This is a genomic window from Flavobacterium profundi, assembly GCF_006491645.1.
GTDB classification, from domain to species: Bacteria; Bacteroidota; Bacteroidia; order Flavobacteriales; family Flavobacteriaceae; genus Flavobacterium; species Flavobacterium profundi.
Genome location: NZ_VDCZ01000005.1, coordinates 80047 through 101539, shown reverse-complemented (window position 1 = coordinate 101539; position 21493 = coordinate 80047). Strand labels below are relative to the sequence as shown.

Sequence of the window (21493 nt, the reverse complement as noted above, 5' to 3'; positions counted from 1 at the left end):
ACTGCGCTCGATGTGACAAAGAATTGTTACTCCTCCAATAAAACTTCTAAAATACGAATGGCTGCATCGCTAATTTTGGTTCCAGGACCAAAAACAGCTACAGCACCTGCATCAAATAAGAATTGGTAATCTTGAGCAGGAATAACACCACCCACAATCACCATAATGTCTTCCCGACCGTATTTTTGTAATTCGGAAATTACTTGAGGAACTAAGGTTTTATGACCCGCAGCCAAAGAAGAAACGCCTAAAATATGCACGTCATTTTCAACGGCTTGTTTGGCGGCTTCTTGTGGTGTTTGGAACAACGGACCAATGTCTACGTCAAAACCAACGTCTGCATAACCTGTTGCCACTACTTTGGCACCACGATCATGTCCATCCTGACCCATTTTGGCAATCATAATACGAGGACGACGCCCGTCTTTTTTAGCAAAAGCATCGGCTAATTGTTTCGCTTTTTCAAAGCTTTCGTCATTTTTTATTTCTTTACTATACACGCCACTAAAACTTCTAATTTGTGCTTTATATCTTCCAAATACACTTTCGAGTGCATCGCTAATTTCTCCTAAAGTGGCTCTATTACGAGCTGCTTCTACAGCTAAAGATAATAAATTTCCATTACCTGTTTTAGCACATTCCGTTAATTTTGCCAAAGATGCGGCTACTTTTTGTGCATTTCGGGTAGCTTTTATTTTAGCTAATAATTCTAATTGTTGGTTACGCACCATTTGATTGTCCACATCTAAAATATGTAACGGATCTTCTTTTTCCAAACGGTATTTGTTAACTCCTACAATTATATCTTGTCCACTATCAATACGGGCTTGTTTTCTAGCTGCAGCTTCTTCAATACGTAATTTTGGAATTCCTGCTTCAATCGCTTTGGTCATACCCCCTAAAGCTTCTACCTCTTCAATCAAAGCCCAAGCTTTTTCAGCAATTTCAGCCGTTAAACTTTCTACATAATAACTTCCAGCCCAAGGATCCACCGTTTTACAAATTTTAGTTTCTTCTTGAAGGAAAATTTGCGTATTTCTAGCAATCCGAGCAGAGAAATCGGTTGGTAAAGCAATGGCTTCATCTAAAGCATTCGTATGTAAAGATTGTGTGCCACCAAAAGCAGCAGCAGCAGCTTCAATAGCAGTACGCGCCACATTATTAAATGGATCTTGTTCCGTTAAACTCCATCCAGAAGTTTGACAGTGCGTACGTAAGGCTAGTGATTTTTCATCTTTAGGATGAAATTGTTTTAATAGTTTGGACCACAACATTCTGCCCGCACGCATTTTTGCAATTTCCATAAAATGATTCATTCCAATCGCCCAAAAGAACGATAAACGAGGTGCAAAAGTATCAATATCCATTCCAGCAGCTAAACCGGTGCGAATGTATTCTAATCCGTCTGCTAATGTGTAAGCCAATTCGATATCTGCAGTAGCACCTGCTTCTTGCATATGATACCCAGAGATAGAAATCGAGTTGAATTTGGGCATATTTTTACTGGTGTATTCGAAAATATCAGCAATAATTTTCATGGAAGGAGTAGGAGGATAGATGTAAGTGTTTCTTACCATAAACTCTTTCAAAATATCATTTTGAATAGTTCCTGAAAGTAATGCTGGTGCCACACCTTGTTCTTCTGCTGCAACAATATAGAAAGCCATAATAGGCAAAACCGCACCATTCATGGTCATGGAAACCGACATTTCTCCTAAGGGAATTTGGTCAAACAAAATTTTCATGTCTTCTACCGAATCGATGGCTACACCTGCTTTTCCAACATCGCCTACTACACGTTCATGATCAGAATCATAACCTCTATGAGTCGCCAAATCAAAGGCAACAGAAAGCCCTTTTTGACCCGCTGCTAAATTTCTACGGTAAAAAGCATTACTTTCTTCTGCAGTAGAAAAACCAGCATACTGACGAATGGTCCAAGGTCTTCTAACGTACATGGTGCTGTATGGGCCACGAAGATTAGGTGTAAACCCTGCTGCGAAACCAATATGTTCTAAATTTTGAATATCTTCTTTTGTGTAGGTTGATTTTACCTCAATTCCTTCTGCGGTAATGAAATTCTCTTTTCCGCTCGAACTGACAGATTCTGATTTCTGATTTCGGACTTCTAATTTTAAATTTTGTATGTCTTTTCTCATAGTTATTAAAACTATTTAGGGTATTTAGTTGTATTTTTTGAAGTATGAAAACAAGATAAAACCTTAATTAAGTTCTCTTTTTCTTCATACACGTAGAACAATATGAATGGAAAGATTTGTAGAGGAATTGCTCTATAGTTCTTATATTTAATTTGATAGTTTGGATTGATTTCAAGTTTTTTATAAGCTTCAGTTATTTCTGAATAAAAGCGAAAGGAAAGGTTGGGATTAATTTCTGCATAGTATTCCATTGCATTTTCAATTTCACTTTGAGCTTTTTTAGAAACAAGAATTTTAATATCCATACTTCTTTTTTAATTTTTCTAATGATTCGTTAGATGTTATATATTCTGATTCGGGTTCGTTTACTCGATCATCTAAAAAATGCATTTGTTCTTGTGAAAGATTTACATCAGATTCTGTTTTAGCAAGAATAATTACTTCTACTTCTTCAGCAAGAAAATCATCAGGTAAAATAATATTTAACTGTTGGTTTTTTACTTTTACAAACTGTCTTATGGCTTCCATCTTCTTCTTTTTTTGAAAGTTACAAAAAATTATTCTTGAGCTAAGCGTTCTTGTTCTAATTTTTCAGCTAGTCTTTTCTCAATTATTGGTGTAACTAGTGTTTTGCGCGAATGGGTTTTTACAAATGGAAATAATTCCAAATCTTCTTTCATACGGTCGTTTTTATTCGGATATTTATTGGTTCCTAATAAAATTTCTTTACCTGAGTCGAAAAGTTCTTGTTCTTTAGTAGCACTTTCTTTTATTTTTCGTTGAATTGTGCCTTCAATTAATTGCGTAATGAATCCACCATTAGCCTCAATATCTTTAAAAAGTTGGAGCGCTTTTTCCGCTAATTGCTCTGTAATAGTTTCTATATAATAAGCACCATCAGCAGGATTGTTGACTTTATCGAAATAGCTTTCGTTCTTTAAAACTAATAACTGATTACGAGAAATACGATCACCAAATTCATTATCTTTATGATATAAGGCATCATAAGCAAGATTTGCAACCGAATCAGCTCCTCCTAAAATGGCACTCATGCATTCGGTTGTGGTACGAAGCATGTTTACATTATAATCGTATAAAGTTTTGTTTCGTTTCGTTGGTGTAGCCAATATATGACATTCGATATTGGGATGGTATTCTTTTGCTAGTGTTTCAAACAGAAGGCGTAAGGCTCTCAGTTTGGCAATTTCAAAAAAGTAATGCGTTCCCACAGCAACTTCAATGGTAATGGTTGTTTTTGAATTAGATTCAACAGACCAGTTGATTCTATTGAAATATTCATTTGCATGTGCTAAAGTATAAGCCAATTGCTGTATAATATTAGCTCCTGCATTTTGATAAATACGCGTTTCTAAATTTAGAAACGGCAGGTTTGTTTTGGCAACAATTTGATTTAATGTATTAAAATCAGTGTCAAGATTGGTGAACCAATTTCCATCTTTGACAAGATGACCAATGGGGTCAACTTGTATAGAGAAATTTGCTTTATTTTTGGTTGCAAAATCATTAATTTGATTTACGAAATCGATTGATAAAAAAGGTAAATAAAAAAAATAGTGGGTGTTTTCTAATGGAAGATTTTGCATTAAATCCTTTATAACTACCGTCTCATTTTCAATAGTGAAACGAATGCTTTCAGCACCACGTTGTAAAGTGTCTAGCGCTTTTTTATTGGATTTAACAACATCGTGAACAAAAATATTTTGTACAATTTTAAACTGGGTTACTTGAGTGTTTACTTGAGTGTTAGTTTCAAATTCGTCTGCATGGTAGAAAGGTTTCACTTTAATACCTTCTAAACTTTCCCAAACTAAAGTTTCGTTATAATCGGCACCTTTGAGTTCAAATTGTATTTTTTGTTTCCATTCTTTTGATGAAATGGCTTCAAATTCTTGAAATAATTTTTGATGTTCCATTAGTTGTTTTTTTAATGGTTTTTACTGTTCCTATCGTTTGTTTTAGTCCTGATGGAAGCCAACTACCTTGTAGTGCGTACAGCAGGAATATGGTTTAAAAGAAGCGCAAAAGTGAGACTTCAAAATCAATTAAAAATCGTTTTGCTCTTGTTTTTCTTCTCCTTCAAATTCGATAATATAAATATCTTCGTTTTCGCGTTTCATATAATATTTTTCTCGAGCATATTTTTCAATTTGATCGGGATTTTTCAATTTTTTGATGCGAATACTGTCTTTTTTAATTTCGGTTTCGTAATAGTCGATATTGTCTTGCAATTCGTCTATTTCTTTATTTAGAACCCGATGTTCCAAATACGAATAATTGTCTAGAAAAAGCATCCAAACCAGAAATCCTATTGTTACTAATAGGTATCTGTTTCCTAAAAAACTAAGGAAAGTAAATTGGGATAATATGCTTTTAATTTTTTTCAAATTAATGAATGCGTTGTTTGATTACCGCTCTCACTACGTCTATAGCTACGGTGTTGTATTTGTCATTTGGAATAATAATATCAGCATACGCTTTAGTCGGTTCAATGAACTGTTGGTGCATCGGTTTTAAAGTGTTTTGATAGCGGTTCAAAACTTCTTCCATATCTCTTCCTCTTTCCGCAATGTCTCTTTTCAAACGTCGGATTAAGCGTTCGTCTGAATCGGCATGAACAAAAACTTTAATGTCAAACATTTCGCGTAACTCTGGATTGGTTAAAATTAGAATGCCTTCTACTATCATTACTTTTCGAGGATGTGTAATGATAGAGTCGTCTGTTCTATCGTGTGTTACAAAGGAATAAACCGGTTGTTCAATCGTTTTACCTGCTTTTAAATCTTTTAAATGTGCAACTAATAAATCAAAATCAATGGCTCTTGGATGGTCAAAATTTATTTTAGTACGTTCATCATAACTAAGGTGATGTGTTTCTTTATAGTATGAATCTTGTGAGATAATTCCAACTTCAGTTGCCGGTAATTCATTCATAATTTGGTGAACTACAGTGGTTTTTCCACTTCCTGTTCCACCAGCTATTCCTATTATTAACATTTTTGATTTATTTTATTGGGCAAATTTAAGTATTTGATTTTAATTTTAGGACTATTCGCTAAATTATAGATTATAAAACTATTGTAAATTCTTAGGACTTCAAAAGATACTGTTTTTTTAAGCAAAGTTGAAAATTTAAGATATTATTTAGCCTCTTTTTTGAAGTGAAAAAAAAATATTTTTTTATTTGCAGGTCTTAATTTTAGTCTTATATTTGCATCCTCGTTCACGGGGTGTAGCGTAGCCCGGTTATCGCGCCTGCTTTGGGAGCAGGAGGTCGCAGGTTCGAATCCTGCCACCCCGACAAAAAAAGCCTTTCTGATTCAGAAAGGCTTTTTTATTTCTTGTATTTTTCTAAAATTAATTTAAATCCAAGGGTATTTTTACACTTAATGCAATATTTAAGCCAGGTTCGGCAATTTTATAAGGTCTAAAGCGAGACATATGATTGATGTAATTGCGATCAAAAATATTGTTCGCAGTTAAGGTAAAAGCGGTCTTCTTGTAAGTAGTGCTAATTCCTAAATTAAAGATAGAATAACCTGGTGTTTTTAATTCATTTTCGGCTACTTGGTCTTGGTCAAAAGTAGAAGTAACTGTTAAGTTGATAACCGAACTACTAAATTTACCAAAATCATTCAGCGTAATGAATAAGGTATTGGTTAATTTCGTTGGGTTCATCATGGGTAAATAGGAATCATTATCTGTTCGTATTCCTTTTAAGGTAGCAAAACTATTGTCCAAACGGAACCATTTTAAGCCTTCTGGGTGAATAGAAAGCGTAGCTTCTCCACCTGTAATTTTTGCTTCCGATTGTTGGAATTCATATAAAGGGACATTCGTTGCAGGATCTAGATTACTAGGAACTGTAGTGCCCGTTGGTTCAATGTAGATATAATTCTGAATGGTATTCACAAAGAAAGCCCCTTCAATGCTTATCGATTCATTGGCATAAACCGCATTCAAATCAAATTGTTGGTTGTGCTCCTTTTTAAAATTAGCATTACCCACTTCAAAACGTTGGGATTCTAATTTGAAACCATTGGATGTTAATTCGTTTAAATTAGGTGAACGATAACCTGTTGCAAAACTTGAACGTAAGGTTAGTTTTTTAGCAATAGTATAAGCAATACCTGCAGAACCACTTACATTATTATACGATTTGGAAATTTCTGGAATGGTATAATTTAAGCCGTTCGTTTCGTTTGTATCTAAATTTCTAGAATCGAAACGTGCACCCAAGCTAAAATTAAAAGCTTGGTATTGGTATTTGTTTACTGCAAACAAACCAAAATCTTTAATTCTTGCATCTGGAATTAAAACGGTTTGTGCTCCCGAATTATTGGTGTTGTTTTGGTACATTCCTTGCGAGCCTACAATCGTACTGAATCGATTCCAAGTAGGAGCATACCATTTCAAGTTATAGGTTACACTTTGCAAGGTCATATCCACATACTTATAGCCTTTTTTTACACCAGTTAATTCTTCATTTTCAGTACGATGATTGTTTTGATAGCCAACAACTAAATCTAATTTTGATTTTCCAGTTAAAAAAGTAGAGTGAGATGTAAGTCGGTTGTCTACGACTGTATGAAAAGGCGCTTCAATTTCAAAAGGATATTTTTCTTTTTCAATATCACTGTTAATTATTTCACCATTGGGGCCAAAAGTAATGTCTTTACCGTCTAAAATTCCAAAGAAAGCTTGATTAAAAGTATATTCTAAATTAGTGGATCCCCATTTTCTATTGGTACCCACATATCCTTTCGCTCCATATTCCAACAAACGAGTATTAGGAATACGGAATGATTGATTGTCGATAAAGTAATCAGAGAAAAGTTTCCCTAAAGCACTCACACCCCAATTCAAATTTTCTTTAGCACCATCTACTTTAGCATTGGCTCTCCATCCTAAATTGTTAGTAGACATAGCTGCAAAAGCAGAACCTTGAGTAGTTCCAATAGGAGCCGGTTTGGTTTTTACAAAATTAATAACACCGCCCATTGCTTCAGGTCCGTATAATAAACTTTCAGGCCCTTTGATGACTTCAATTTTTTCAAAACCATTTTCATTTACTCCAATTCCATGTTCGTCATCCCATTGTTGGGTTTCAAAACGTACGCCATCAATAACCGTTAAAACACGATTGCTTGAGAGTCCGCGAATAGAAGGTCGGCTTACCATAGTTCCAGAAGTTACTGCATCTACACCCGGTATTTTGTTAATAATGTCCATTACACTAAAACCACCCACTTTAGCTATATTATCAATATCCACTACATCAACTTCATAAGTATTGGTGCTTTGTGTGTTGATATAAGAATTCGATAATACGACTTCATCCATTTGAATGATGTGCTTTTTTAATTGTACATTTAGGGTTTGTTCCGTATTGGAATCCGAAAGAATAACTTCTTTAACTACTGGTTCGTAACTCAAATAGGAATATTGAAGCGTCAGTCTACCTTTTGTAGTTAAAGTTATGGAATAGTTGCCGTTTTCATCAGAAACAACTCCTTTGTTCCATTCGGTAATATAAATATAAGCGCCTGCTAAAGGAAGATTTGAATTTTCTTCTGAAATGGTTCCAGAAATGCGATTTTGTGCGTGGAAAAAGTTTGATATAGTTAAGAAAAATATCAAGAAAACTATTTTTTTCATTTCTTGTTTAAAGTTAGACGATACTGGTCGTAAAAATAGACTAAAATTACAGAATAAAAAAAAATCTGATTTCAATTCCTTCTGTAAGATGATTTTATTTTTAGCTTTTAATTATTGTAAGTTTAAAGGAATTGACATTTTAACTTTTACAAAACGGAAGCGTTGAAAACCTGGATTCCATCGTGGAGAATTTTCAAAAAAATGGATGATACGATCATTCAAATTAGGGTTTGTTGAAGAAGCTATTTTTACATCTGTTACTTTACCATTTTGATTGATTACAAAATCGACTTTAAATTTTTCGTTTTTAATGTTTAATGAGTCAATATTTTGTGCGATATATATGTGAAATTGATTGATGCCACCATTATAAGTTGGTAAAATTTCACCAATTGAATTAAGTTTTATTAGAGTAGTAGAATCTATTTCATTGGATTGTAGGTCATAATATCGAAATAAGCCTTCCTCATTATTTTTAGCAATGCCTTCTTTGTTACCTTCATTGGTGTATAATTTCCAAGTGTAGGTTTTATCTGGTCCTTCTGTAGCTTCCAAAACTAACTTTTCATTCTCATAGAAACGCATTGGGCCAACCGTTTTATTATCTTTAAAAGTTGCTTTTAAGGAAAAATTTTTATTTGAAAGTATCCATTCCCCTTGTTTGTTGCCAATACTATCTATTTCATTTTGACTCATAGCAGTAAAAGAAAAAAAAGCGATTAAAAAACAAGTGAGTGGAGTAGTTAAAGAAAAAGTGTTTTTCATGGTTAAAGGTAATTGGTGTTTGTGTTGATGTTTTATAACTTCAAAATACTATTGCTTTTTCAATTTTTAATATAGCTAACAAATTAATTCCTATTTGCTAAGATAAAATTTTTATGTAAAAATGCATTATTGAAATTATAATTATAGCTGCTTCTTGTTATCAGCTGCTTGATTTTCTGAATATACCAATTAAGAGATTGATAAAGTAAATTGGTAAACCAATAAAAAATATTAATAAAAAAGAAAGCAGTAGCGTTTTATTTATCAAATCATAATTATCAAATAGTGGAAATGGATTCGAAAGAAATAGTTTTGAATAAATAAAAACCAACCAATAACTAATAAAACTTCCAAAAAGAATAATGCAATGAATTATTGTTAAAACATTAAGAAGTTTCTTTTTTAAAACTTTCTCAACTAACCAATATCCAATTCCATTTAAAAAATAAAATAAGGTGAGTAAAATGGCTGCATGTAAATGTTCTATGACAAAATAAGTATCATGTATATTGATATCCAAAGTATTGTCTGGTAAATTGTGAAAATATACACCTAGTGTTAAAATTAGTAATGCAGTAATCCAAAAATAATGGTATACATTTAGTTTTTTAAAATCCAAAGTAAAGGCAGAAATGCTTATCATACTCACAAGGTAAATAAAATATTACCCCTCTGTAAGGGAGTGGTTTTTAATTTAAACCAAAAAGGTATTAATTATAAGCAAAAAGCTTGTATTTATAACCTCAAAGGTGATACTTATAAGCAAAAAGGTATTATATATAAACACAAAGCTATTAATTATAAGCAAAAAGCTATTATATATAACCTAAAAGGTATTAGTTATAAGCAAAAAGGTATTAGTTATAAGCAAAAAGGTATTCTTTATAACCTAAATGCTATTCATTATAACCTTAAAGCTATTCTATAGATTCTAAAAGATTATAATTGTAAGCTCAGAGCTATTCTTTAAAATAAAAATAATTATAGATGTCAACTTGAAACCATAAAACCACTCTTTAAAGGAGGTTTTTTTTATCTATTATTCTAAAAAGAATTTTATTTTAAATACAATATCTTTTTTCTCTTTATTTATAAGGTTTAAAAAAAGTTAGGGTGTACTCGGGGTGTTCAAAAAAAGGTTTGAAATTATCAAATTAATATTCAATTGTATTGTTTTTTTTTTATTTAAAGTAGTAAAAAATAGTACTTAAAGTACAAATAAATTTAAATCTATATCTGAAATAGAACTTTGAGTTTTCTTTTTAAATATTTCTAATTTAAATTAAAATATGGTGCAAATGCCCTATTTCATTAAAAAACGGATTAATATAATATTGTAAAGTAAATTATTAATCCAAATTTATGAAAGCAAAACATTTTATTTTAATAGCGTTTTGTATTAATGCAGCTATTTTAAGTGCTCAAACATTAGGAGAATTTAAACCTGGAAAATCTGGACCGTTAAGTTTAGAAAAACCAAAATTTGATAACAGAAATGTATATATAGCCGACTTTGCAGTACATTATCAAGTGTATAGTGAAAAAGCAGCTTCAAAAAAAGGAGGTTCGGGATTGTTTGGTGCTGTTATGGGATCTGCAAAAGCTTCGCTAGCAGTAGGATTAGATGTGTCAGAAGAAACACTACAGAATATTACGAATACTGCTTATAGTCAATTTCTGGCTGACCTTAAAGAAAAAGGCTTTAATGTTATGAAGACAGAGGAAGCAAAAGACACCGAATTTTATAAAGGATACCAATATAGTGACAGCCTAAAAATGTTTCCCTCAACTACTATTGAAGGAGCAATTACAGTACATCCTCAGAATGTAGGTTTTTTTTATAAAGAGAAAGGCTCTACTGAGAACACAACAAAACTTTCTAAAGAACTAAACGATGCAGCTGTGATTCGAGTGGATTTATATGTAGAATTTGTAAAGTCAAAAGGTTCTAACAAAAGTGGTATAGGTGCTAATGTAGTTGCTAAAACAAATTTGGTTTTATCAGAAAACAGTACTATTGTTCATTTTATTGTTGGGCGTAATAAAATTGGTGGTTCCCCTTTAGCCGAATACCAAGGCATTCTGAAAAAAGATTTAGATATTGACGGTGTTATCAAAGAAGAAAAAATCACGAATTATGTGGATTCAGATTACGACAATTGGGGAACAAAAACTGCATTTGGCACGGTTTACGTAGCTAAAAACAAAGCCACAGCTAAAGCCGCTATTGTGCCTGCAGATGCTCCAAAATATGAACAAGGGGTAGAACAAGCTATTGATGTATTCCTAAAACACCATCTTAACGAATTTCATTCGAAATATTTCAAATAATATTTAGAACAAATGATGGGATTACAAGCAATAATTGACCAGCAATTAAAAAAATATCAAAAATGGGATTTTTTGGTTTTCATGTTATTAACACTTTTGTCGGTACTCAATGGGCAAACTACAGTGTTTTACTTGATGTATTTTTTCTGGTGGAATGAACTGATACGATTAATAGTTGATCGATTGTATTTTAAGAAAAATCCAAATGCAATAAATGAAGATTGGCAATCAACCGGTTTTATGGGCGGTTTATTTTCGATGGGTATTTATTGGGTTTTCTTGATTGTTTTTTTTGGTTTTATTGCTGTATCAGACAACAGAGAAATCATCCTAACCAATATGGAAATTGTTTTTTTTCAAAATTGGTTTTTCAATCTCAATTTGATTTTTGTTTTATTCGAAAGGATTTACTTGCATCAGAAACAACAACCATTAACCATTTATTTTGGAGCCTTTAATCCGAATATGATAGTGCTTCATGTTTCAATAATTGTGGGAGGTTTAATACTATTTTTTTTGGTCAAACGATTTCCAGAGACTTTTACACCTGAAAACCAATGGGGCTCAGTAATTATTGTATTTCCTTTTTTGTTGTTAAAAATGCTTAATCAAAAACTTTCATCTGACAATCATAATTTAAAATAATACTATCATAAAAATAGAATCATGAAAAACATTTACTACTTATTCACTACATTACTTTTCCTATCATTCAATGTAACAATTGCCCAAGACTACATACCCTATTATCCTACAGAATGGGAGTTTAGAAATCAAGTAGATGTTATTGATTTTTCACAAGTTAAAAGTTTGACTACCAAAGAAATTGCAGTTGATGAAAACGAAGATTTTCCCATTTTAGAAATCTATTTACAGTGGAACAATACGTATCAATTAACGGATTATCAATTTGTCAATTTCAACAACAGTTATGCCGATTTTGATATAGCTTTTTATTATGTTGACGCTAATTCTAGACAACTAAAGTCGGTAAAAATAACCAATCCCAATACTTTAAAAACCCTTGAAGATTGGCACTATACTTATGGTGCTTTTGATGTAGAGAAAATCAAAGTAAGTCGTTATTTATTAAATGTAACTCAACCAGAGGTTTTTGAAGTACTTTATGAAGGCAACGATGATGATTACACACAAGAAACAGTATATAATCCTCAGAAGAAAAAAATAAAACAAACGAAGCATTGGTATAAATCAAATCCTGAAGGAAATACACTTCATATTACTGAAGTATACATTGATGATATACTTGATCAAACCGATAGTATTCTATTAAATAGCAATGGAAAGAAACTGCAAAATACTATTACCAATTTTGGAATCAGTAGCGTTATCAAATATCACTACAAAACTCGAAAAGTGGATGTTTTTGGAGATGAATTTGACTACCAAGATTTAGATAAAATCCAAGTAGATGGTCAAGACAAAGAGCGTTTTGAATACACCTTTGATGCAAAAGGCAACTGGATAGAACGTAAAAACTACAAAATGAAAAATAGAAAATGGGAATGTAACACCATTACCAGAAGAACTATTGAATACCGTAACTAAAACTACATTCAATGAAATTTAAAGTAACTATTTTACTGCTATTAGTTGGTTTTTTTGGGAATGCACAAAATTACCACCATATTTCACCACCCAAAACCTATTGGCAATCGTATGGTTTTCAAAAACAACCCGATCATGCTAAAATTGCCTATTACAAAAGTGACAGTTTAGGCTACCAACCCGTAATGGCAGAAGTGTATTCGTTTAACAAAGACGGACATATTATACAAAAATACACCCGAATTTATGGAAGTAATGGTAGCGAAACGGCTAAAAATTACGTGTATAAAAATGGTGTTTTAGATAGCATCAATACCAAAACCTCAGCCGAAAGTTTCAATAGTTCACAAAAAATGCACTACGATGCCAAGGGAAATTTAATTAAAATCACATCAACAGGAAAATATGCAACCTATACAGATACTTTCACCTATGATGAGGGTGGCATGTTACAAACCATGACAAGAAGAAATGCAACAGGTACTAAAGCATTCTTAGAGTTTATTCATAAATATAACTATATAAAAGAAACAACTACTGAAAAATCAGGTCGCATTATTGAAAGTTGTTATATGTATGAAGGCGATGATATATTTGCGAGTTTTACCATTTCCAAAAAACAAAGAATTACGTTTTATGACAAAATTCAAAGAATGGAATACGAGTTGGAAGATATAGAAAATCCCTTTGAATATGCATTAAAATTAAGAACCTCTTATAAAAAAAACAACAAAGTCTTAGCAGAAACTTTCAACAAAACTGCAAGTAAAATTGTGTTTGATATTCCAGCAGAAGCTCGTAATGAACAAGGCGATTGGATCAAAAGAATTCAGTTTGACAGAAGGTTTGGTTCCCAAAAGCGCATGGTTTTTCAGTACCTAAAATATGCAGATGGTACCGAGAGTGGTAGCACCGATTTTGATTTGATTTTTGAGATGAAAGTGAAACATTATAAATAATAATGCTATGAAAAAATGTGTATTAACGGTTATATTTTCTATGTTTTTAGTGCTTAATGTATTTGGGCAAGAATTCATTATGGACAACACCAAGCTGTTTGGTAGTGAAGTTTTTGGTACTTACAATTATTTTGAGAGTAAACGCATTGATTATTATCAATATCTTAGAAAGCCCTACAACGTAAAAAGTAATGGAAAACCAGCTAAAAAGAATAGAACTTACGAAAGACTAGATTTTACTATTAACAGTGTAGCATTATACAGTAAAAATGTTAAGTATAAAGAAAAAGCAGACAAAGAAAGTTTTCCTAATTGCAAGATGTATTATGCTTCTAATGACCAATTGTACTACGATTACAATCCAGAAAGAGAAGATATTTATGAGAATCCTATCTTTCATGAAAACGGTAAACTTTGGAATGTTTTATTAAAAGACGAGGAAGACCCAGAAGTTGAGCGCTTTGTAGTTTGGGACAAAGATGGGAATACCATTATGGACAAAGCCTATTTGCCGAAAATGGAAACACATCAGTGGGTTAATCATCCTAAATATGGTTCTGGATTAGTTCAATATATTGCAGCTAAGAAACCCTCTTTTTACCCCTCGGATAGTTATTTGAATTTCCCCACCGAGCGAGAACAACTTATGGATTGGAGGAGTGATAATAAAGCGTATTATTATGGATACAACCATTTAGGCACTTTCATGAATAATGTTTTTGGGTACTCTATAACTGGTTTTTTGCTACCTACAGCTTTTAAATTAGGCAATGGATCAGTAGTGTTTTTAGAAGACGAAGTAAATAAAAAGAACTATTGGGCAGTAATACTCGACCAAGAAATAAAATTTACAATTGAAGCGAAAGCAACAGAAAAACCAAACATTTTAGAATTAAACGAACAAACTGATGTTGAGGTTTATAAACCACATTTGGCAAAAATGGTTAGTAAGAATATCAAAACATTAAATGGTTATGGCATCAATCTCATTCCGCAAGATAATATAAAAGCAGGAGACGGTATTTATATGGAAGTTGGGTTTTTTAAAAATGGAAAATTACACGGTATTGGCTATAGAACTAAAATGTTCACAACAAATGATAGATATGGAGATTTATTAACAATTGATGCTTGTTATGGGATGTTTGAAAATGGGCAACCTAAAAATGTAAAATACATCAAAGCAAACAATGAAAAAAAAGATAAAAACTTTTGGGACGCTATTCCTTTTGATGGATTTAACTATGTAGGTGAAAAATCAAAGGATTTATTTTCTGGATTTTCAAATATGAAACTTACTCAACTAAAAATATCGGATGAAATCTTCATAGAAAAAATTAACAGAGTTGCTAAAATCAAAAGCATTAATCCCCAAGATAATTCTATTACCGTTTTCACAGATAACCCCAATATCTTTACGAAATTAGACAAAAATAGTGGGTCAATATATGTAAACGAAACTTTTCTAGCTAATGATTATGCGTCTTGTCCAAAAACAATAAAAGTCCCTGTTTATGCCGAAAAAAACGAAACCTATTTTGTACCCGCAGAATACAAAAGTAATTCCTATGTTGTTAAGGGAGTTTACTATGATAAGCATGTTACCACATCATCATACAAACCAGCTGAAGTAGCTTCAAAAAAAGTACGATACATAGAAAAACACGTTGATAACGTTTGTCCAAGATGTAATGGTACAGGTTATGTTGTCAATGGAGAAACAAACAAAAATTATTGGAAGAACATTCAATTTTAAAATATGAAAAGATTAATTCTTACTTTACTCTTTACAATTGCTACTCTAACTACTTTCTCTCAAAAAGTAGATTGGGTAAATGCACCTATGAATCCTATTGCTTTTGAATACAAAAAAGAACATTTTAATCTAAAAGGTGATGTTTATGCGTATGGGAGAAGAGTTTTTTCTGAGGAAGGAAACTTAATTTACGAGAAAACTTCAAGTAATGGAGTACACTACTTATATAAAAATGATTTGCTCTACGCAAATTCAGAGGGTAGACTTTACGAATTTAATAGTCAAGGATTTTTGACCAAGTTAACGTATGCGTCATTGGGTATTCAAACGATTAATTATACTTATAACGCAAAGGGTTTATTAATTAAAGAAGTAGGCTCAAAAGGGCTCAATAGTAGTTATGAATACGATAGTTTTGGTCGATTAATCAAAAGCAATGTTAGTGGTGGTATCCGACAATTTTCTTATCAAAAAAATGGTGACCAACTCATTATAACTGAAATTAATAGTGTTTACAATCCTGCTAAAACCGTAAAACATATTTATAAAAATGGCATTAAAATTGGTGAAAACGATAAAATTTTCACAAAAGAGTTTGACAAATTTGGTAATGAAACTAACTGGTATCAAAGTGCTTTGTTTTACAGTGATTTAAAAAATAAAGAAATTGAAATATCAATAGTTCACAAAAAAAGTTCCTTAGGTCGTTCTTTGTTTCCATTAAATGATTGTGAATTTTTTATCAATGACAAAAAAGTAGATTTTCTTTATGCAGAATTAGATTTACAACAAAAAAACATACTACTTTATAATCCTTTTAAAGAAAAATATTACATCGTAGAAAACCCGCTTGATGATGCAAAATCTGGAAAGAAACAACTAGTTTCCAAAGTTTTAATAAACAATCCCTATTTTCTAAAAAATACAAAAGGTTCTTCCTATAAATTAGGTTACAAAGGAGCTACATTAGAAAATACAGTAAATGGCATGCGAGATGGAGCTTTAAAAGTTTACAACGCTCCAATTTATTTAGTTTATGACAAAACTATAAATCAAACATTTGTTGGAGAATTAGATTCGAATAACACAACAGGTTATTATCCTTTGCATCCTATTGCTGTAGATGATAATGTTGTATATATTAAAACAGCAGAATCTCAATTTGTAGTAATAATAGATGGAAAAATTGATGTCAAAGAAAATCCTAATCACAAATTAATTGCCTTGCAAAATGGAAACAGTATCATAAAAGATGAAAATGATAAGATTATCTATTATTTACCCAACACCTCTAAAGCGTTATTAAACAAAGCTTATGCAGGTAAAAAATACAATCTGTCTACAGATAAAATAGATAATCAAACAACACCTTCTTCAAGTACTTCAAAAACAACAACATCAATTTCTACAAAAGAAGATACTTGTTTATCTGGCGACTGTATCAACGGTTTTAGCAAAAAACGTTTTGCTAATGGTGAAATCATTGAAGGTTTTTTTGAAAATGGAAAGATAAATGGTGTTGGTACGCATACCTTGCCAAATGGCAATTATTACATTGGAAATTTTAAAGACGGAAATTATGATGGATACGGCATTTATTCATGGAAAAGTGAAGGCATAATCTATTACGGAACTTGGCAAAAAGGTTTACAAAACGGCTATGGATACCAACTTAAAAATAGCAAAGCAGTTGTGGCTGGATATTACACTAATGGTAAACTAACCAGAGATATGCTCACGTATGATTACGTAAACAACATCTATAAGAACAATTGTGCCGGAGATTGTGCCAATGGTTTTGGGCAATACAAATACAGTAATAAAAGTTGGTATTATGGTTTTTTTAAAAACAACAAACCACATTATTTAGGAATGTATAAAAGTAACGATGGCGATTTGTATATGGGAGAATTTACAGCCAATAAAATGGAAGGCGTTGGAATGTTGGTTTATAAATCTAATGGTGAATCATATGTTGGTCAGTTTTCAAATAGCAACCTAAATGGTAAAGGCTATAAAACCGATAAAAGTTTTGTGATTACTCAAAAAGGAAATTGGGTCAATGGCGTCTTACGAAACGGTAACTTTACGATAGAAAAACCAAAACCTGTAAATACATCTAATAAAACACTTTCAACCGAAGCCAAGGCGTATTTTGATGTATACAATTCCAATCCTGATGGTTTAAAACAACATTTGGCTAATCTTGACAAAAAGTGGAAAGCAAAAGCAATAACTGGAGATTTACTAGGGCAATTTTATGCTAGCCTAATTAACGAAATATATCAAGTAGCACCTTATGCTTCCTTCGAGTTCATGATGAAAATGGACAAAAATGCCACCAAAGATACCTTACCAAAGCTTAAAACAGAGGTTAGAGATTATATTCGTGAAAAATCGAAAGAACGACTTCAAAAATACAGTGGTTCGTACAGTACTAAAACTAATTAATTTTAATAATATGAGAACAATTTTTAAATTATTTACTTGCATTCTAATATGTTTCCTTTCATCATCGGTAAATGCTCAACAATTAACTCCTTTTTACAAAAATGGAAAATATGGACTTAAAGACTCAAGAGGAACTGTTGTTATTGAACCTAAATACAATGAATGTAAAGTCGATGGAGAGGTAATTCGTGTAGAAATAAATTTAGATTGGGGACTTCTAGATGCTACAACAGGAAATGAAATTATACCTCCTACCTATGTATATATGAATCCATACTCAGAAGGCTTGTCATGGGTGCAACTCGACCGAAAAGGAGGTTATATTAATAAACGAGGACAAATTGTTATCCCAATAGTTTATGAAGCTTATGGAAGCGGTAATGATTTTAATGAAGGTATTGCTATTGTTGCAAAAAACGGAAAATTTGGAGCCATAGACTTAACAGGTAAAGAAATTATTCCTTTTAAATATCAGTCCATTGGATCATTTAGCGAAGGAATGGTAAGCACTCGTCTTGAGGATAAATTTGGCTTTGTAAATAAAATCGGAAAAGAAATTGTTCCTGCTAAATACGATGATGTACAATTCTTTAAAGATGGATTTGCAAAAGTATCTTTAGCAGGGAAATGGGGTATAATAGACAAAACAGGCAAAGAAATCATTGCGGTAAAATATGACGACATTCAGGATTTTAATAGAGGGCTGGCGCGTGTAGGTATTGGAGATAACTACGGCTATGTAGATAATACAGGGAAAGAAATTATTCCGTTAAAATTTGAGAAAACCTATTGGGCAGACGATAACACAATCCACGCAAGAAAACCGGACGGTACAATAGTAAAATTTGACAAAAAAGGAAATGAATTAAAATGAATAAAAACTTAATAATAGTATTTCTTCTATTACATTTAATTTGCATTTTTTCTTACGGACAAAAATCAAACTATTCGCCTACAACCGAATTATACGGTTATTATCAAAAAGGGCAAAATTTCAAAACAATTCACCCTAAAATTGAGGACTATGAAGCTTTAATGGCATGGAATGGCTTTACTTTCTTAAGAACAGAAAAAGTTTCGGAACAAGATTACAAATTGATTTTTTCAAAAAAATATGAAGACGGATTCACACTCAAAATTCAAATTCATTACCAATTCATGGAATCCTATTTTAGAATAAAAATAGAAAAAATGGAGGTTATTTTAGCCAATGGCGATGTGATGCATTATACTGTAAATCTTTCTAATCCAACCATTAAAAATCAATATGAAAAGATGTACCAATGGTTTGTGATGGAATTAATCAAAAAAATAAACCCACTGAAGACATTTACTAAGGAAGAATTTCAACAAGCAATAAACAACAACGATAAACTATAGAAAATGAAATGTAAAACAGTATTTTCAATCATCATATTTTTTGCTTTTGTTGGAAGTAAGGGACAATCGTTACCTAATATTACTTACCAAGATTATGGCTTTAAGAAGCAGGTGACACAGGTAGAACAAGTCTTCTACAGTTTTGATGGCGATAGTATTGAAAAAGTAGAAAAAGTTATTCATCGTTTTAACTCTGACGGAAAAATCAGTGCTTTCGAAAACCAGAGTTTCCTTGATGATAGTTGGGCAAAATCAAAAGCAGTATATAAAAATAATCGCTTGCATCAAGAAATTTGGGAACACAGCAATCCGTATTTAAACCGAAAATATTCATATCGTTACGACAATGAACATCGTATCATTGAGCAGAAAATTCGTTTTAAGGACAGAAGTAAAAGTCATGTCAAATTCCATTACAAAAACAAGCTGCTTTATGAAATTGAGGCTAATATAGACGGTACGCAATCCGTTACGGTGTGTTATTACAGTCAAAAAGGGAATTTATACAAAGAAATACATCGGCAAAAAGTACCTGACGACGACATTATCACCAACTATTTCTATCTCGAAGAACGTGAAATTATATCTTACGTAGAACCGAAAAGCTATTTTTATGCAACGGCTTACCTTAAAGATGCGATGGGGAATGAGGCTTGCGAAATTAAATTTAAGTTAATCGAAGACAGCACCGTTCAGGATAAACTTATGAAAGGCATTCAGCGCTTTGAAGAGGAAGCACCAACAGACAGTTTGCCTTTTGGATTGAAACAGTACTCGGATCAGACTTTACAAGCTTATGATAAAAATAAAGGTGATCTCATTCCATTCTATATGAAGTTATTTTTAAGAGATGAATACAACAACATTATCGCAGAAGCAGAAGTGGATGTAAAGAATAAAACCATCGTAGGTGTTGGTTTTTTCAAAATTGAATATGCTGATCGAAGAATCACTGGTACAACTGACTTTCTCCATAAAAAGCTACATATATTTGAAGCACTTTTGCAACAATATTTACCTTAAAACAGTAAGAGCATGAAAACGATAATTTCAAAAATAAGAATCACAGCATTTTTGCTGATGACAATTATCTTATCTCAAAAAGTCTTTGCCAATGCTGCGCAGCCTGGAATATGGAATGCAGGAGGAACAGTTTATACGATGTTATATCCTGAAGATGCAAACACTTTTAAAAAAATACAAATGCAACAAGAGCGCATTTTTATTCAGTTGTACAAAGGTTTTGCAGTTGTAAAAGGGACCTATGTTTTTAAAAATACAACCAATGAACATTTACAATTCAAAATGGGCTATCCGGTTAATGGTATTTATTCAGGAGGTGAAAATGATCTAAATCAAATTATATTAGATTCTTTAAGTCAGTTTAAAATAAAAGCAAATAATAGATGGTTACCATTATTCAATGAGAATCTTTCTGAATATAATGAAGATTACGATAATATTAATGCATTTAGTGATAATTGGAAAGTTTGGGAAATGCAATTTACACCCAATGAAATCCAAAAGGTAGCAGTGTATTTTATCGTCAATACAAACGAAGCTATAGTTCGAAAAGGATATAACATTGAAAAAAGAAATGCTTTTATTTACTTATTAGAAAGTGGAAGTGTTTGGAAAGATAACATCGAAAAAGGTAATTTTTATATCCAATTGATGGAAGGTTTAACTCCAAAAGAGGTACAAGGTATTTCTGATGGATTTGGTTTTAAATTCAATACTTTGCATCAAATTTTTTCTGGAGAAAAACACAATTTTTCACCTACACCAAAAGACAATCTCATCGTTAACTATTCAAAATACAATGAAAATTTTTCTTTTGAAAAAAAGGTAGATCAAGCTAACGAATGGTTTACTAAAATTGATCAAATGAGTCAATTACCGTTTGAAACACTAATTTTTTCGGATATAGAATTGGGTAATCCTTATAAAGTAGAAAATACTCTAGAAGGTGCTTTACCTGGATTACTTACCCTTTTTGTGATTTTCGCACCTTTTATAATTGGATTGATTTTAGTTAGTATTCTCATTTGGGCAATTGTAAAATGGATTCGATTAAAAAAAAGTAATCATCATGGAAAATAATATTTTAGCTTTAGCGCTATTTTTTTTAGTTCTTATTGGACTTTTATATTTGATAGTTTGTTTATTTAGAAACTATTTTATAGCCTATTCAAATTTGTATTCACATCCAAATGAAAAACATATAGAGCTGCAGAATCAATTCAATTTACATAAAAGAAATCAGGAAGTTGTAGTCTTTGAAGATGAAATCAACTACATTATAAATAATAGAATAAAAGAGTTGGATTTGCTTTTTCCGAATGAAGCTTCAGAAAAAACAAAGGAAATAGAAGCAACATTATTTTTACAAAATACTAAGAAAGCAATATACACTTCTTTATATCTTTTAAAAAGGAAACAATAAG

General features: G+C 31.7%; 20 protein-coding genes and 1 tRNA gene. 12 read left to right on the top strand and 9 right to left on the bottom strand.

What is annotated here, in order from left to right; all coding sequences use genetic code 11:
- Window positions 1–26: 26 nt before the first annotated feature.
- From scpA to udk, 6 genes are all read right to left on the bottom strand, one after another.
- The gene (scpA, locus tag FHG05_RS08480) at window positions 27–2159 is read right to left on the bottom strand and encodes a methylmalonyl-CoA mutase (protein ID WP_140997584.1); all 2133 of its coding nucleotides are present in this window, start codon (window positions 2157–2159) and stop codon (window positions 27–29) included.
- 11 nt (window positions 2160–2170) lie between these two features.
- Window positions 2171–2464: a type II toxin-antitoxin system RelE/ParE family toxin gene (locus tag FHG05_RS08475; RefSeq protein WP_130736470.1), complete on the bottom strand. Its 294-nt coding sequence runs from the start codon at window positions 2462–2464 to the stop codon at window positions 2171–2173.
- Window positions 2454–2687, bottom strand: a complete 234-nt coding sequence (locus FHG05_RS08470) for a hypothetical protein (RefSeq protein WP_140997583.1) — start codon at window positions 2685–2687, stop codon at window positions 2454–2456. The genes FHG05_RS08475 and FHG05_RS08470 overlap by 11 nt, the downstream gene beginning before the upstream one ends.
- Window positions 2688–2716: 29 nt before the next feature.
- Window positions 2717–4093: a methylmalonyl-CoA mutase subunit beta gene (locus tag FHG05_RS08465; protein WP_140997582.1), complete on the bottom strand. Its 1377-nt coding sequence runs from the start codon at window positions 4091–4093 to the stop codon at window positions 2717–2719.
- A 129-nt stretch (window positions 4094–4222) separates the two neighbouring features.
- On the bottom strand, window positions 4223–4564 hold the full coding sequence (locus FHG05_RS08460; protein ID WP_232338067.1) for an FtsB family cell division protein: 342 nt from the start codon (window positions 4562–4564) through the stop codon (window positions 4223–4225).
- Between the two features lies 1 nt (window position 4565).
- Window positions 4566–5174, bottom strand: coding sequence for a uridine kinase (udk, locus tag FHG05_RS08455; RefSeq protein WP_130736473.1), 609 nt, complete (start codon window positions 5172–5174; stop codon window positions 4566–4568).
- A 229-nt stretch (window positions 5175–5403) separates the two neighbouring features.
- On the opposite strand from udk, the gene FHG05_RS08450 reads away from it, so the two are divergent.
- Window positions 5404–5478 (top strand) — tRNA-Pro (locus FHG05_RS08450).
- Window positions 5479–5534: 56 nt separating this feature from the next.
- Here the strand turns inward: FHG05_RS08450 and FHG05_RS08445 are convergent.
- The 3 genes from FHG05_RS08445 to FHG05_RS08435 all read right to left on the bottom strand — a co-directional run bounded on the left by FHG05_RS08445 (window position 5535) and on the right by FHG05_RS08435 (window position 9243).
- Complete coding sequence (locus tag FHG05_RS08445; protein WP_140997581.1) at window positions 5535–7835, bottom strand: TonB-dependent receptor; 2301 nt, start codon at window positions 7833–7835, stop codon at window positions 5535–5537.
- A 111-nt stretch (window positions 7836–7946) separates the two neighbouring features.
- Window positions 7947–8600 carry an energy transducer TonB gene (locus FHG05_RS08440; protein WP_140997580.1) on the bottom strand — a complete coding sequence of 218 codons (654 nt, stop codon included), beginning with the start codon at window positions 8598–8600 and terminating at the stop codon, window positions 7947–7949.
- Between the two features lie 160 nt (window positions 8601–8760).
- Window positions 8761–9243 (bottom strand): hypothetical protein, encoded by a 483-nt coding sequence (locus FHG05_RS08435; protein ID WP_140997579.1) that lies wholly within the window; start codon window positions 9241–9243, stop codon window positions 8761–8763.
- A gap of 719 nt (window positions 9244–9962) precedes the next feature.
- Here FHG05_RS08435 and FHG05_RS08430 point away from each other — a divergent pair.
- The 11 genes from FHG05_RS08430 to FHG05_RS08380 are packed head-to-tail and all read left to right on the top strand — an operon-like array spanning window position 9963 to window position 21492.
- Window positions 9963–10931, top strand: coding sequence for a hypothetical protein (locus FHG05_RS08430; protein WP_140997578.1), 969 nt, complete (start codon window positions 9963–9965; stop codon window positions 10929–10931).
- A gap of 12 nt (window positions 10932–10943) precedes the next feature.
- Window positions 10944–11576 (top strand): hypothetical protein, encoded by a 633-nt coding sequence (locus tag FHG05_RS08425; protein WP_140997577.1) that lies wholly within the window; start codon window positions 10944–10946, stop codon window positions 11574–11576.
- A 21-nt stretch (window positions 11577–11597) separates the two neighbouring features.
- The gene (locus FHG05_RS08420) at window positions 11598–12500 is read left to right on the top strand and encodes a hypothetical protein (RefSeq protein ID WP_140997576.1); all 903 of its coding nucleotides are present in this window, start codon (window positions 11598–11600) and stop codon (window positions 12498–12500) included.
- A gap of 11 nt (window positions 12501–12511) precedes the next feature.
- The gene (locus tag FHG05_RS08415) at window positions 12512–13459 is read left to right on the top strand and encodes an RHS repeat domain-containing protein (protein WP_140997575.1); all 948 of its coding nucleotides are present in this window, start codon (window positions 12512–12514) and stop codon (window positions 13457–13459) included.
- A 7-nt stretch (window positions 13460–13466) separates the two neighbouring features.
- Window positions 13467–15215 (top strand): hypothetical protein, encoded by a 1749-nt coding sequence (locus FHG05_RS08410; protein WP_140997574.1) that lies wholly within the window; start codon window positions 13467–13469, stop codon window positions 15213–15215.
- A gap of 3 nt (window positions 15216–15218) precedes the next feature.
- The gene (locus FHG05_RS08405) at window positions 15219–17666 is read left to right on the top strand and encodes an MORN repeat-containing protein (RefSeq protein WP_140997573.1); all 2448 of its coding nucleotides are present in this window, start codon (window positions 15219–15221) and stop codon (window positions 17664–17666) included.
- 10 nt (window positions 17667–17676) lie between these two features.
- The gene (locus FHG05_RS08400) at window positions 17677–18540 is read left to right on the top strand and encodes a WG repeat-containing protein (RefSeq protein WP_181369155.1); all 864 of its coding nucleotides are present in this window, start codon (window positions 17677–17679) and stop codon (window positions 18538–18540) included.
- Window positions 18537–19046 (top strand): hypothetical protein, encoded by a 510-nt coding sequence (locus FHG05_RS08395; RefSeq protein WP_140997571.1) that lies wholly within the window; start codon window positions 18537–18539, stop codon window positions 19044–19046. The genes FHG05_RS08400 and FHG05_RS08395 overlap by 4 nt, the downstream gene beginning before the upstream one ends.
- 3 nt (window positions 19047–19049) lie before the next feature.
- Entirely contained in the window at window positions 19050–20069 is a 1020-nt protein-coding gene (locus tag FHG05_RS08390; protein ID WP_140997570.1) for a hypothetical protein, read from the top strand.
- A gap of 12 nt (window positions 20070–20081) precedes the next feature.
- Complete coding sequence (locus tag FHG05_RS08385; RefSeq protein ID WP_140997569.1) at window positions 20082–21149, top strand: hypothetical protein; 1068 nt, start codon at window positions 20082–20084, stop codon at window positions 21147–21149.
- A complete protein-coding gene (locus tag FHG05_RS08380) occupies window positions 21139–21492 on the top strand; it encodes a hypothetical protein (protein WP_140997568.1) in 354 nt (117 codons plus the stop codon). Before FHG05_RS08385 ends, FHG05_RS08380 begins: the two co-directional genes overlap by 11 nt.
- Window position 21493 lies beyond the last annotated feature (1 nt).